Source organism: Streptomyces sp. NPDC059255, assembly GCF_042752355.1.
GTDB lineage: Bacteria > Actinomycetota > Actinomycetes > Streptomycetales > Streptomycetaceae > Streptomyces.
In genome coordinates this window covers 96,851-108,935 of record NZ_JBHYZP010000028.1, presented here as the reverse complement: position 1 = coordinate 108,935, position 12,085 = coordinate 96,851, and the positions used below count along the sequence as shown (strand labels likewise).

12 protein-coding genes are annotated in these 12,085 nt (G+C 72.2%); 4 read left to right on the top strand and 8 right to left on the bottom strand.

Translation table 11 applies throughout. From position 1 onward, the window contains the following. Positions 1-99 precede the first annotated feature (99 nt). Both ACFXKG_RS28190 and ACFXKG_RS28185 read right to left on the bottom strand, forming a co-directional pair. A complete protein-coding gene (locus ACFXKG_RS28190) occupies positions 100-468 on the bottom strand; it encodes an ATP-binding protein (RefSeq protein WP_382890390.1) in 369 nt (122 codons plus the stop codon). 178 nt (positions 469-646) lie between these two features. Then, positions 647-1,780, bottom strand: coding sequence for an adenosine deaminase (locus tag ACFXKG_RS28185; protein ID WP_384844851.1), 1,134 nt, complete (start codon positions 1,778-1,780; stop codon positions 647-649). A gap of 234 nt (positions 1,781-2,014) precedes the next feature. Here ACFXKG_RS28185 and ACFXKG_RS28180 point away from each other — a divergent pair, with 234 nt between their 5' ends. Continuing rightward, the gene (locus ACFXKG_RS28180; protein WP_384844848.1) at positions 2,015-2,710 is read left to right on the top strand and encodes an alpha/beta hydrolase; all 696 of its coding nucleotides are present in this window, start codon (positions 2,015-2,017) and stop codon (positions 2,708-2,710) included. 48 nt (positions 2,711-2,758) lie between these two features. Here the strand turns inward: ACFXKG_RS28180 and ACFXKG_RS28175 are convergent, their stop codons facing one another. After that, entirely contained in the window at positions 2,759-3,829 is a 1,071-nt protein-coding gene (locus ACFXKG_RS28175) for a LysR substrate-binding domain-containing protein (protein ID WP_384844845.1), read from the bottom strand. Positions 3,830-3,891: 62 nt separating this feature from the next. Here ACFXKG_RS28175 and ACFXKG_RS28170 point away from each other — a divergent pair, with 62 nt between their 5' ends. The 3 genes from ACFXKG_RS28170 (at position 3,892) to ACFXKG_RS28160 (ending at position 7,189) form a co-directional block, all read left to right on the top strand. After that, positions 3,892-5,241: an MFS transporter gene (locus ACFXKG_RS28170; protein WP_384844842.1), complete on the top strand. Its 1,350-nt coding sequence runs from the start codon at positions 3,892-3,894 to the stop codon at positions 5,239-5,241. A 127-nt stretch (positions 5,242-5,368) separates the two neighbouring features. After that, entirely contained in the window at positions 5,369-6,067 is a 699-nt protein-coding gene (locus ACFXKG_RS28165; RefSeq protein ID WP_384844839.1) for a L,D-transpeptidase family protein, read from the top strand. Positions 6,068-6,190: 123 nt separating this feature from the next. Further along, the gene (locus ACFXKG_RS28160) at positions 6,191-7,189 is read left to right on the top strand and encodes a sigma-70 family RNA polymerase sigma factor (RefSeq protein WP_384844836.1); all 999 of its coding nucleotides are present in this window, start codon (positions 6,191-6,193) and stop codon (positions 7,187-7,189) included. Positions 7,190-7,195: 6 nt separating this feature from the next. Here the strand turns inward: ACFXKG_RS28160 and ACFXKG_RS28155 are convergent, their stop codons facing one another. From ACFXKG_RS28155 to ACFXKG_RS28135, 5 genes are all read right to left on the bottom strand, one after another. Next, positions 7,196-8,785 (bottom strand): carboxylesterase/lipase family protein, encoded by a 1,590-nt coding sequence (locus ACFXKG_RS28155; protein WP_384844833.1) that lies wholly within the window; start codon positions 8,783-8,785, stop codon positions 7,196-7,198. Positions 8,786-8,894: 109 nt separating this feature from the next. After that, positions 8,895-9,539, bottom strand: a complete 645-nt coding sequence (locus ACFXKG_RS28150; protein WP_384844830.1) for a class I SAM-dependent methyltransferase — start codon at positions 9,537-9,539, stop codon at positions 8,895-8,897. 9 nt (positions 9,540-9,548) lie between these two features. After that, the gene (locus ACFXKG_RS28145) at positions 9,549-9,869 is read right to left on the bottom strand and encodes an STAS domain-containing protein (RefSeq protein ID WP_384844828.1); all 321 of its coding nucleotides are present in this window, start codon (positions 9,867-9,869) and stop codon (positions 9,549-9,551) included. Between the two features lie 97 nt (positions 9,870-9,966). Further along, positions 9,967-10,551 carry a Uma2 family endonuclease gene (locus ACFXKG_RS28140; protein WP_384844825.1) on the bottom strand — a complete coding sequence of 195 codons (585 nt, stop codon included), beginning with the start codon at positions 10,549-10,551 and terminating at the stop codon, positions 9,967-9,969. A 102-nt stretch (positions 10,552-10,653) separates the two neighbouring features. Continuing rightward, on the bottom strand, positions 10,654-11,931 hold the full coding sequence (locus ACFXKG_RS28135) for a thymidine phosphorylase (RefSeq protein ID WP_384844822.1): 1,278 nt from the start codon (positions 11,929-11,931) through the stop codon (positions 10,654-10,656). Between the last annotated feature and the right edge of the window lie 154 nt (positions 11,932-12,085).

Genomic DNA, 12,085 nt, shown 5'->3' with positions numbered 1-12,085 from the left:
GCGCGGGGGGGGGGCGTTGCCCCGCCCAGGGGGTCCCCCCCCCCCCACCGCGTGGTGTCCTGGACGGTGGTCCCGGACGGACGGGGGATCCGGCCGGGATCAGCCGCCGAGCGGGATGCCGTTGATCCCGTTGCCGCCGCCGAGCAGGCCCTGCACCGGCAGGCCGCCGAGCAGCGCCGTCAGGGGGTTGGCGGCGGCGCCCGCCTGGACGGCGTCGAGCGCGTACGGCGTGGTGAACTCCAGGGTGTCGACGGCGCTTCCGGCGGCGTTCGTCGCCTCGGGCAGCGGCTCGGGGAGCTGCTTGCCCAGATCCTCCACGGGGAGGGTCTTGCTGACGGAGCCGACGACGCCGAGCGCGGCGCCCGCGTCCGGGACGGCGGGCGCGGCGGAGGCACTGCCCGCGGCGGCTGCGGCGAAGGCGGCGCCGAGGGCGGCGACACCGAGGGTCTTGGCGGCGGACTGCTTCATCGGGATCTTGTCCTTGGGGACTCGGGGAAACGGGTGGCCCGTAAGAGCGCTGAGCGGCTCTGCAAGGTAGTCAGCCGCGCACCCGTCCCGCAAATACCCGGCGGCGGCCGGAAACGCGTGTTCCCGGCCGTCCGGCATTCCCCGGGATTCCCGCCGTTCGACCCGCTTCGGGCAGGTTTTAGCTGGTCACAGCGGTCTGCCTAAACAGCCATTCGGATTTCAGCTCGGCATATCCGGGCTTGATCACGTCATTGATCATGGCCAGTCGTTCATCGAAAGGAATGAATGCTGATTTCATCGCATTGACTGTGAACCATTGCATGTCGTCGAGCGTGTAATCGAAGGCGTCGACCAGCAGCTCGAATTCCCGGCTCATGCTCGTGGCGCTCATCAGCCGGTTGTCGGTGTTGACCGTCGTCCGGAAGTGCAGCTTGCGCAGCAGCCCGATGGGGTGGTCCGCGATGGAGGTGGCCGCGCCGGTCTGGAGGTTGGAGCTGGGGCACATCTCCAGCGGGACGCGCTTGTCCCGTACGTACGCGGCGAGGCGGCCCAGCGTCACCGTGCCGTCCTCCGCGACCTCGATGTCGTCGATGATGCGCACGCCGTGGCCGAGCCGGTCGGCGCCGCACCACTGGAGCGCCTGCCAGATGGAGGGGAGCCCGAACGCCTCGCCCGCGTGGATGGTGAAGTGGTTGTTCTCGCGCTTCAGGTACTCGAACGCGTCGAGGTGCCGGGTGGGCGGGAAGCCGGCCTCGGCGCCCGCGATGTCGAAGCCGACCACACCCGAGTCCCGGTGGCGGTTGGCGAGTTCGGCGATCTCCAGGGCGCGGGCCGCGTGCCGCATCGCGGTGAGCAGCGCGCCGACGCGGATCCGGTGGCCGTCGGCGCGGGCGAGGCGCTCGCCTTCGCGGAAGCCCTCGTTGACGGCTTCGACGACCTCTTCGAGGGTGAGCCCCCCGTCGAGGTGCTGCTCGGGCGCGTACCGCACCTCCGCGTAGACGACGCCGTCCTCGGCGAGGTCCTGGGCGCACTCGGCGGCGACCCGGAAGAGCGCGTCGCGGGTCTGCATCACGGCGCAGGTGTGGGCGAACGTCTCCAGATAGCGCTCCAGGGAGCCGGAGTCGGCGGCCTCCCGGAACCAGAGGCCGAGCTTGTCGGACTCCTGCTCCGGCAGGGCGTCGTAGCCGGTCTCGCGGGCGAGGTCGATGATCGTGCCGGGACGCAGTCCGCCGTCGAGGTGGTCGTGGAGCAGGACCTTGGGGGCGCGGCGGATCTGGTCGGCGGTGGGCGGACGGTACGTCTGGCTCGTCATCCATGAACTCTAACGCTTCTCTTCCTACGCGCGTAGAGTACAGCCGGACGATACGTAACAGTGACCGTGCGGACGGGTGGCGTACACCCGTCCTTCTGAGACTGTTCTGTTATGGGACAGCAAGCGGTTCCCGCGCCGGGGGGACGTACGGCAGGCCGGGACGGTTGGGCACGCGCGCGACGCGCGGAGCCGCGGGCGCGACTGGGACGGGCGGTCGCCTCACCGGCCGCGGACATGGCGGTGGGGGGCGTGATCCTCGTCCTCCCTCCGGGTGAACCGGTGTCGGCCAAAGGGGCCTCGGTCCTCGCCCACGCGCGGATGCTGCCGCTCGCCCGCTCCCTGGCCGCGGCGGGCACGGCGGAGGGCCTGGTGGCGCACGTGGTGCGGTACGGGCGGCGCGGCTGGAACGGTACGGAGGCACACCTCGCCGCGGATGCCCGCTGGGCGGTGGAGGAGGTCGTACAGCGGTACGGGGACGTCCCCGTCTGTCTGGTGGGGCACGGGATGGGCGGCCGGGCGGCGCTGCGGGCGGCCGATCACACCGCCGTCAACTCCGTGCTGGCGATGGCCCCGTGGCTGCCGGAGGACGACCGGGCGGCCGAACCGGAGCCGGTGCGGCAGCTCGTGGGGCGCCGGGTGCTGATCATGCACGGCACCAACGACGCGCGGACGGACCCGGAGCTCTCCTACCGGCTGGCCGAGCGCGCCAAGAAGACGAGCCGCGACATCTGCCGCTTCGAGGTCCACTCGGACGGCCACGCGCTGCGCCAGCACCACTCCGAAGTCCTGGCGCTGGCCTCGGACTTCGTCCTGGGCTCGCTGCTGTCGCGGGCCTACTCGCGGCCGGTGGCGGACGCCCTGGCGGCGCCGCCGCCGCTGGGGCTGCGGATGCCGCTGGCGGCGGGGTTCGGGCGGTCGCTGCGGCCGTGAGCCGTGCGCGCCGCGCTCCCTGATCCAGCCTGATCCGAACGACCGGCCCTAGTCCGGCAGGAGTTGGCCCCGGCGGGAGAGCAGGAAGCGTTTGAAGGCGGCCACGGGCGGGGTGTCCGGGTGGCCTTCGAGCCAGGCGACGCCGATCTCCCGTACCGCGCGCGGCGCCGTGACCGTCAGTTCGACGACGCCGGGGCGGGCCACCGCCGGGGGTGGCAGCAGGGCGACGCCGAGGCCCGCCGCGACCAGCCCGCGCAGTGTCTCGGCCTCCTCGCCCTCGAAGGCGACGCGGGGCCGGAACCCCGCCTCGGCGCAGAGGTCGTCGGTGATCCGGCGCAGCCCGTACCCCGGCTCCAGGGTGACGAACGTTTCGTCTGCGGCCTCGGCGAGGCGGACGCGGCGGCGCCGGGCGAGCCGGTGGTCGTCGGGGACGACGAGGCGCAGCCGCTGCTCGTCGAGGCGGCGGGCGGCCAGGTCGGGGGCGTCGGGGACGGGCGAGGTGAGGCAGAGGTCGAGTTCGCCCGCGCGCATGCGCTCGATCATCGCCTCGCCGTAGTTCTGGACGAGCTGGAACCGTACCCGGGGGTGGTCGGCGCGGAAGGCCCTGATCAGGCCGGGTACGGTCTCGGAGCCCATGGTGTGCAGAAAGCCGAAGGCGACCTTGCCGGAGGCCGGGTCGGCGTCGGCGCGGACCGATTCGGCGGCCCGCTCGACCTCGCCGAGGGCCCGCTCGACGGAGGCGAGGAACGTCCGGCCGGCGGGGGTGAGCGCGACCGTACGGCCGATACGGGCGAACAGCGCGACGCCCAGGTCCTGTTCGAGCCGGACCATCGCCCGGGAGAGGGTGGACTGCGGGACGCCCATGTCCCGCGCGGCGCGGGTGACGTGTTCGTGACGGGCCACCCCGGCGAAGGAGGCGAGGCGCGGGGCGAGGACGGCGGACCAGGACTCGGGGTCCAGTTCCGCGATCCTCGGGGGCGGGGTGCCGGGCAGGTTGCCGGTCGGGGTGCCGGTCGGCCGGGCGGGTGTGTTGCCGGGCGGCCGGGCGAACGTGTGATCCATGTCCTGTTCGTCACTGTTCCGTGACAGCCGTGGCCGCGAGCTGTGTTCATGCACCATGGGAACGATTATCGCCATTCCATGCATTGGACGCATGAGGCCGCGGTGCCTACCTTCGAGGTATGCCATCAGTCAGTACCGAGGCACCCGCCACCCCGGGTGCCTCCGCCGCGCCGTCCGCTCCCGAGACCTCGACCCACACGTCCCCGGCCGGGAAGTCCGCCCCGTCCCCGGCGGGCACGTCCGCCGACTCGCTGCTCTCCCCCGGCCGCCCCGGCTACCGCCGGATGAGCTTCGCGCTCTTCGCCGCCGGGGTCGCGACCTTCGCCCTCCTCTACTCCACGCAGGCGCTGCTGCCCGCGATCTCCGCCGGGCTCGGTGTCACGGCGAGCCAGGCGAGCTGGACGGTGTCGGCGGCGACGGGCGCGCTGGCCGTCTTCGTACTGCCGCTGAGCGCGCTGTCCGAACGGTTCGGGCGGCGCACCCTCATGACCGTCTCGCTGGCGGTCGCGGTGGCGGTGGGGCTGCTGGTGCCGTTCGCGCCCGATGTGGAGTCCCTGGTGGCGCTGCGCGCCGTGCAGGGCGCGGCGCTGGCGGGGCTGCCGGCCTCCGCGATGGCGTATCTCGCGGAGGAGGTCCGGCCGAAGGCGCTGGTCGCCGCGATCGGGCTGTTCGTCGCGGGCAACAGCGTCGGCGGCATGAGCGGCCGGATCCTCACTGGCTGGGTCGCCCAGCTCTGGGGGTGGCGCGCGGCGCTGGGCGCGGTCGGTCTGATGGCCGTGGCGTGCGCCGTGGCCTTCCGGATCCTGCTGCCGAAGGCGCGCAACTTCCACCCGCGCTCGCTCAGCCCGGCGGGGCTGGCACGGACGGTGGCCGGCCATCTCGCCGATCCGCTGCTGCGCCGGCTGTACGCGATCGGCGGGCTGTTCATGACGGTCTTCGGCGCGGTCTACACCGTGATCGGCTACCGGCTGGTGGAGGCGCCGTTCAGCCTGCCGCAGGGCGTCATCGGCTCGATCTTCCTGGTCTACCTCGTGGGTACGGTCTCCTCGGCCGCGGCCGGCCGGCTGGTCGCCCGGCTGGGGCGGCGCGGCGCGCTCTACCTGGCCGTCGGTACGACGACGGCGGGGCTGCTGCTCTCCCTCGCGGACGCGCTCGCCGCCGTGCTGCCGGGCCTGGTGCTGATCACGGCGGGCTTCTTCGCGGGCCACGCGGTCGCCTCGTCCGCCGTGAGCCGTACGGCGAAGACGGCGCGCGCGCAGGCGTCGGCGCTCTACCAGTCGTCGTACTACCTGGGCAGCAGCGCGGGCGGCACGCTCGGCGCGATCGCCTTCCACGCGGGCGGCTGGGCCGCGACGGTGGCACTGGGGCTCGTGGCGGTGCTCGGGGTCGTCTCGATCACGCTGTACGGGACACGGGTCGCGCGCGCCGAGCGGGCCGCTCGGGGCGAACAGCGCCTGGCGCTTTCGTAGGAACCGTAAAGAACGGTAAAGAACGTCCAATTGCCGCTCCCTGTCGGGCAACTGTGCGCATGCCTCGACCGTCTAGCCCCCGGAACGCGCCCTTTCGGCGGCGCGCGGTGAAGGGGGACGGGGACGCATGGGACACATATCGCGCAGAGGGGCTGTGGCCGCGGGGATCGCGGGGCTCGTCGTACCGCTGACCGTGGCGGTGGCGGGCGCCGCGCCCGCGCAGGCGGCGTCGTGCACGACGAGCACGGGCCCGTACCAGAAGCAGGTCGAGAAGTTCCTGGGCCGGACGGCGGACGGCAAGCAGTCCCCCGCCGACTGCGCGGCCACCCGGGCCTTCCAGACGAAGCACGGCATCACCCCGAACATCGGCTACGCCGGACCCGTCACCTGGGGCGTGATGAGCCTGATGAACCAGCAGAAGGCGGCCGGCAAGACCCCCAACGCGGCCGGCAAGTGCCCGGTGAACAAAGGGCGTATCGCCTGCGTCGACCTCACGCGTCAGCTCAGCTGGATCCAGGACGGCAAGAAACTGGTGTACGGGCCGGTGCCCGTGCGGACGGGGCGGGACGGCTACGAGACCAGGACCGGGCTGAAGAAGATCTACTGGCGGGACAAGAACCACGTCTCGTCGATCTACGACGTGCCGATGCCGTACAGCCAGTTCTTCGACGGCGGTCAGGCCTTTCACTCGGCGGGCGTGAGCATGTGGAATCCGCCGGGCTCGCACGGCTGTGTGAACATGACCAAGGCCGATGCGACAAAGTACTGGTCGCTGCTGACAAAGGGCGACGACGTATATGTGTACGGGCGTAAGCCGGGTACCTGAGCAGCCTGGGTGAACGGCGAATCCGTGCCATTTGTCGGCGCGGAGCGGTAGCTTCCTGGAGACTGGTTCACAACTGATTCATGACTGGTTTCTACGGGTTGGACGGGCTACCGGGGTGACGCCATGAGCGAGAGTGCCGCAACACAAGATCTGGACGTCCGGCTGGAGAAGCACCGTACGGAGCTGACCGGCTACTGCTACCGGATGCTCGGTTCCGCGTTCGAGGCCGAGGACGCCGTGCAGGACACGATGGTGCGCGCGTGGAAGAGCTTCGACAAGTTCGAGGGCCGTTCCTCGCTCCGGTCCTGGCTCTACCGCATCGCGACCAATGTCTGCCTGGACATGCTCACGGCGGGCAACCGCAGGGCCCGGCCCATGGACCTCAGCGGTCCCACCCCGGTCGCCCAGGCCCAGCTCAACCCGCAGCCGGAGATCGTCTGGCTGGAGCCGGTGCCGGACGGCCGGGTCCTGCCGTCGATGGCGGACCCGGCCGAGGCGGCGGTGTCCCGGGAGTCGATCCGGCTGGCGTTCGTCGCGGCGCTCCAGCATCTCCCGCCCAAGCAGCGCGCCGTACTGATCCTGCGTGAGGTGCTGGCGTGGAAGGCGAGCGAGGTCGCCGAGCTGCTGGACACGACGGTCGCCTCGGTCAACAGCGCGCTCCAGCGGGCCCGCGCGACGATCGCCGAGTCCGAGCCGGCCACGACGGAGACGTCGGACCCGCTGGACGACGAGCAGAAGGCGCTGCTGGAGCGGTACGTCACGGCCTTCGAGGGCTACGACATGAAGGCGCTGACGGCGCTGCTCCACGACGACGCGAAGTTCACCATGCCGCCGTTCGACCTCTGGCTCCAGGGGCACGACGACATCGTGGCCTGGATGCTCGGCCCGGGCGCCGGCTGCCGTGGCTCGCGGCTGCTGCCGACGTTCGCCAACGGAACGCCGGCCTTCGCGCACTACAAGCCCACCGAGTCGGGCGACGGGTACCTGCCGTGGGCGCTCCAGATCATCGAGATCGAGGACGGCCGGATCTCCACGATGCACTGCTTCCTGGACACCGCGCGGTGGTTCCCGCTCTTCGATCTGCCGATGAAGCTGGAGAAGGAGAAGGAAGAGCAGGGGTAACGGGGCTCACCCGGCAGCGGGCAGGGGCAGGGGTGCGAACCGGTGGGCCTCCCAGAGCAGACGGGAGGCCTCCTCCGGGTAGTCGGTGACCGCGTTCGCCGCGCCGTCGAAAACCAGGACGCGCGGCTGCTTCGGGTCGTACGGGGGCCACTGCGTACGACCCGCGGCGAACGCGGTCCACTCGGCGCGGAAGCGGGCCGACAGGGCCTCCGCCTCCGCCGGCGGCTCCTCCCCCATGAGCATGGTCGCGAGCCGGCCCGTGAGGTTGCCGAAGGTCAGCGGCACGTCCAGGGCGTGACAGGCCCCGAGGGCGCCGCCCGTCGCGGGGGCCGGCCAGGTCAGTTCGTAGCAGCGGACGATGCCCCCGCCGTCCGCGTGCGCCCGCGCGAGATGGAGGCTGGGCATCCGGAACAGCCAGTCGGAGAAGACGAGTTCGTGCAGCCGTTCGGCGTCGGCGGCCGGATGGGCGGCGCGGTAGGCCGCGGCGCTGTCGGCCACCGGTCCGAAGGCCCGCAGGACGGCGCGCGCCTGCTCCTCGGTGACCTGGCCGAGCTGTCCGGCCATGGCGCTGAACAGCCGGTATTCGTCGCGGTTGTGGCCGACGATCAGCTCGACGTCCCGCGCGGCACCGTCCGCCAGTGCCTCCCAGGGTGCGCGCGGCAGTACGTCGCCGTCGACCACCGGTGAGTACGGCACGGCCGTACGGGCGACCGCGCCCCAGCGGTCCTCCCGGGCGGGCATGGTGCGCGCCACCGCCGCCCCCGCGGCGACCAGCCGGTCGGGCGCGACCGCCGCCAGCTCCGCCACCGTCGGCCGGACGTCCGGGCCCAGTTCGGCGGCGATCGCGGCGGAGAGGTCCGCGGCCAGCTCGGGCGAGAAGTACGTACCGGGCACGCTCTGCGCGATGGCCCGCGAGAACAGCCCGGCCGCCCGCTCCATGACCAGCAGCGCGGCGATCGATCCCGCGCCGGCCGACTCCCCGAAGACGGTGACGCGGCCGGGGTCCCCGCCGAACGCGCCGATGTTGTCCCGTACCCACTCCAGGGCGGCGACCTGGTCGAGCAGGCCGCGGTTGGCGGGCGCCCCCTCGATCCAGGCGAAACCCTCCACCCCGATGCGGTAGTTGAGGGTGACCACGACCACGCCGCCCTCTCGCGCGAGCCGCCCGCCGTCATAGCCGGGGTCGCCCGCGGTGCCCGACATGTACGCGCCGCCGTGGATCCACACCATGACCGGCAGTCGGGCGGCGCGGTCCGTAGCGGGGAGCGCGGGCGACCAGACGTTGACGGTCAGCCAGTCGTCCGCCCGCGCGGCACCGTCGCCGTCGCTGTCGCCAACAGGCCGCCCGATATCGTTCGCCACCACCACCTGCGGGCACGGCGGCCCGAACTCACCGGCGTCCCGCACCCCCGCCCAGCCGGTGGCGGGGCGCGGCGCGGCGAACCGCAGGGCGCCGACGGGCGGTTGCGCGTAGGGGATGCCGCGGAAGACCGCGACGCCACCCTCCAGGCGGCCCCGCACTCTCCCGGCGGCGAGGCTCAGCTCCGTACCGGTCGCCGTCCCTGGCTCCGTCTCCGCGGAATCGGCAGCGGTCATCGGAAGTCCTCTCGGCCGGGCCGACCGGGCGGGTCGGCGGGGTACGCCGTACGCGACGCACCCCGACAACGTCCCGCCCACGCGCCCGGGTTCCGTACCGGCCCGCGTGTCAGGCCGGCTTGCGGATCAGCAGGCAGCCCTGCGGGACCCGCGCATCCGGCTCCCTCATCAGCGTGGCGTCCACGACGAGCCCGGCACCCGTGGCCAGCTCCGCGAGGTGGCCGGGTGGCAGCAGATGGACGTCGAGGGACATGGGGTGGCCCCCATACCCCTCCTCCTTGCGCCGCCGTTCGTCACCGACGTGGAAGCCGAGCAGGAGATGGCCGCCGGGAGCGAGCACCCGGTGGAACTCGTCGAACACCGCCGGGAGTACGTCACGCGGGAGGTGGATGACCGAGTACCAGGCGACCACGCCGCCGAGTGCGCCGTCCGCCGACTCCAGGGCCGTCATCGTCCCGATGTCGAAGCGCAGCTCCGGATGGGCCCGCCGGGCGACGCCGACCATCCCCGGGGACAGCTCCACGCCGAACGCGTTTGCCCCGAGGGAGTGCAGATACGCCGTCACATGACCGGGACCGCACCCCACATCGGCGACGGGACGCCCCCCGGCGGCCCGCACGAGCGCGGCGAAGGCGCCCAGCATTGCCCGCCCCAGCACGTCCCGCTCGAAGGCGGGGCGTACGAGCGCGGCGTAGTCGACGGCGACGGTGTCGTACGACGCCCGGGTCTCACTCAGATAGATCGGCTCGGTCACGCCCGGACCCTATCCCTCCCCCGCCACGTCCTCCCGCTCGGCGGTCCCCGCCATCCCCGCCAGTCCCGCCAGATCCAGCAGCAGCCACAGCTCACGCCCCACACCGCGCAGCCGCAGCGGGCGGCCCTGTCTACGGGCGTCGAGCCGGAGCGCGGCGAGTACGTCGACGGCCGCCAGGTTCGGCCGCCGCAGCCCGGCGACCTCACAGACGACGGCCTCGCCGGGGCCGGCCCCGTACAGCCGGCCGGCCAGCTCGGCGCGGAGCCGGGGGACGTCGTCGGGGGTGACATGTCCCGCGACGACGAGAACGATCGGATCACTGGCATCCACACCAGGCAGACCGGTCCCACGCCCGGAACTCATCGCGGCGCACGTGCACGGCCCATACGCCGCGAGGGGCCGCCGGGGTGGCCTGCCGGGCGGGCCGTCAGCTGACAGGCAGCTCGGAGGTGTCGATGGCCAGGTCGAAGGGGGCGGGGAGGGTGAGCTTGCCTCCGTATTCGACCGCCTGAAGCGTGCGGTATGTACCGCCTTCCGGCTCGCCGTAGAGCGTGGCGGTCGGACTGTCCGACACCCAGGGATCGAGGAGCAGGTAGAGCGGAACGCCTGCCTGGGCATAGCCGTGCGCCTTGGCGATGCGGTCGTGATTGGCGTTGCCGCGCGAGGTGATCTCCACGACGAGTTTCGCCGACTCCGCCGGAATCTGGTGGCCTGGACCCATCACGTCTTCTGTGGCCGCCACCAGTAGATCAGGTACGTAGAGCCCCCGTCGGCCCGGCACAGACACACCCAGCGTCTGAAAGACTTCCCAATCCTCCGGGATAACGGCGTACAGGCGACGTTGCAGCATGGCCGCGGTCAGGTTGTGGTCCCTGGACGGGGTGGGTGACACGGTGATGATCCCCTCGATGATCTCCACCTTGCAGCCCTCGGGTGCGTCCGTCTGCTCCCAGATACGGACAAGGTCGTCCCAGCCCGGCTCGGGCTCGTGGTCGACGGTGAGTGCGCTCATGGCGGTCTCCTTCGTCATGTCACCGTGTTACCGATTCCAGCATGCCGAACGGGACCGGCGGCCGTCCACCGATCCCGTTCACCCGAATGAGGAAACCGCAGGTCAGGCGATACGTTCCCGCACCACCGGCGTGGTTTCGTACGCCGTGCCCGCCGGGCTGATGTCGTACGTGCCCTCCAGCGCCTCGGCCGCGTACGCGAACTTCTCCGGGGTGTCCGTGTGCAGCGTCAGCAGGGGCTGGCCCGCGGTCACCGGGTCGCCCGGCTTGGCGTGGAGTTCGATGCCCGCGCCCGCCTGGACCGGGTCCTCCTTGCGGGCGCGGCCCGCGCCCAGGCGCCAGGCGGCGACGCCGACGCCGTACGCGTCCAGGCGGGTCAGGACGCCCGTGGCGGGGGCCGTGACGACCTGCTGTTCGCGGGCGACCGGGAGGGCCGCGTCCGGGTCGCCGCCCTGCGCCGCGATCATCCGGCGCCAGACGTCCATCGCGGAGCCGTCGGCGAGAGCCTTCGCCGGGTCGGCGTCCTTCAGGCCCGCAGCGTCGAGCATTTCGCGCGCCAGGGCCAGGGTCAGTTCCACGACGTCGGCCGGGCCGCCGCCGGCCAGCACCTCGACGGACTCGCGGACCTCCAGGGCGTTGCCCGCGGTGAGCCCCAGCGGGGTGGCCATGTCGGTGAGGAGCGCGACGGTCCGTACGCCGTGGTCGGTGCCCAGGCCGACCATGGTGGCGGCGAGTTCGCGGGCGTCCTCGATGGTCTTCATGAAGGCGCCGGAGCCGACCTTGACGTCCAGGACCAGCGAGCCGGTGCCCTCGGCGATCTTCTTCGACATGATGGAGGAGGCGATCAGCGGGATCGCCTCGACGGTGCCGGTGACGTCCCGGAGCGCGTACAGCTTCTTGTCGGCGGGGGCCAGTCCGTCGCCCGCCGCGCAGATGACCGCGCCGGTGGTGCCGAGGACGTCCAGCATCTCGGCGTTGGAGAGCAGCGCCCGCCAGCCGGGGATGGCCTCCAGCTTGTCGAGGGTGCCGCCGGTGTGGCCGAGACCGCGCCCGCTGAGCTGCGGCACGGCGGCGCCGCACGCGGCGACCAGCGGGGCCAGCGGGAGGGTGATCTTGTCGCCGACGCCGCCCGTGGAGTGCTTGTCGGCGGTGGGGCGGGACAGCGCGGAGAAGTCCATGCGCTCGCCGGAGGCGATCATGGCGGCGGTCCAGCGGGCGATCTCCGTACGGTTCATGCCGTTGAGCAGGATGGCCATCGCCAGCGCCGACATCTGCTCGTCGGCGACCTCGCCGCGCGTGTAGGCGTCGATCACCCAGTCGATCTGCTCCGGGCTCAGTTCGCCCCGGTCGCGCTTGGTGCGGATGACGGAGATGACGTCCATGGCGGTCCTAATCCTTGCGTTCGACTACGTACGTACAGCGGCCCCGGGGCGCCCCGGGGCGCGCGGCCCCGGGGGCCGGGTGGGAGGTGGATGTTAAAAAAAAACAACCCCCCCACCAACCCAAACAACAAGGAATTGGGGATAATGGGTTTAA

What these genes read in the sequence shown, in the direction of transcription:
- ACFXKG_RS28190 (WP_382890390.1), bottom strand. Translation starts at nt 468, where the DNA reads ATGAAGCAGTCCGCCGCCAAGACCCTCGGTGTCGCCGCCCTCGGCGCC.
- ACFXKG_RS28185 (WP_384844851.1), bottom strand. Translation starts at nt 1,780, where the DNA reads ATGACGAGCCAGACGTACCGTCCGCCCACCGCCGACCAGATCCGCCGC.
- ACFXKG_RS28180 (WP_384844848.1), top strand. Translation starts at nt 2,015, where the DNA reads ATGGCGGTGGGGGGCGTGATCCTCGTCCTCCCTCCGGGTGAACCGGTG.
- ACFXKG_RS28175 (WP_384844845.1), bottom strand. Translation starts at nt 3,829, where the DNA reads ATGGTGCATGAACACAGCTCGCGGCCACGGCTGTCACGGAACAGTGAC.
- ACFXKG_RS28170 (WP_384844842.1), top strand. Translation starts at nt 3,892, where the DNA reads ATGCCATCAGTCAGTACCGAGGCACCCGCCACCCCGGGTGCCTCCGCC.
- ACFXKG_RS28165 (WP_384844839.1), top strand. Translation starts at nt 5,369, where the DNA reads ATGGGACACATATCGCGCAGAGGGGCTGTGGCCGCGGGGATCGCGGGG.
- ACFXKG_RS28160 (WP_384844836.1), top strand. Translation starts at nt 6,191, where the DNA reads ATGAGCGAGAGTGCCGCAACACAAGATCTGGACGTCCGGCTGGAGAAG.
- ACFXKG_RS28155 (WP_384844833.1), bottom strand. Translation starts at nt 8,785, where the DNA reads ATGACCGCTGCCGATTCCGCGGAGACGGAGCCAGGGACGGCGACCGGT.
- ACFXKG_RS28140 (WP_384844825.1), bottom strand. Translation starts at nt 10,551, where the DNA reads ATGAGCGCACTCACCGTCGACCACGAGCCCGAGCCGGGCTGGGACGAC.
- ACFXKG_RS28135 (WP_384844822.1), bottom strand. Translation starts at nt 11,931, where the DNA reads ATGGACGTCATCTCCGTCATCCGCACCAAGCGCGACCGGGGCGAACTG.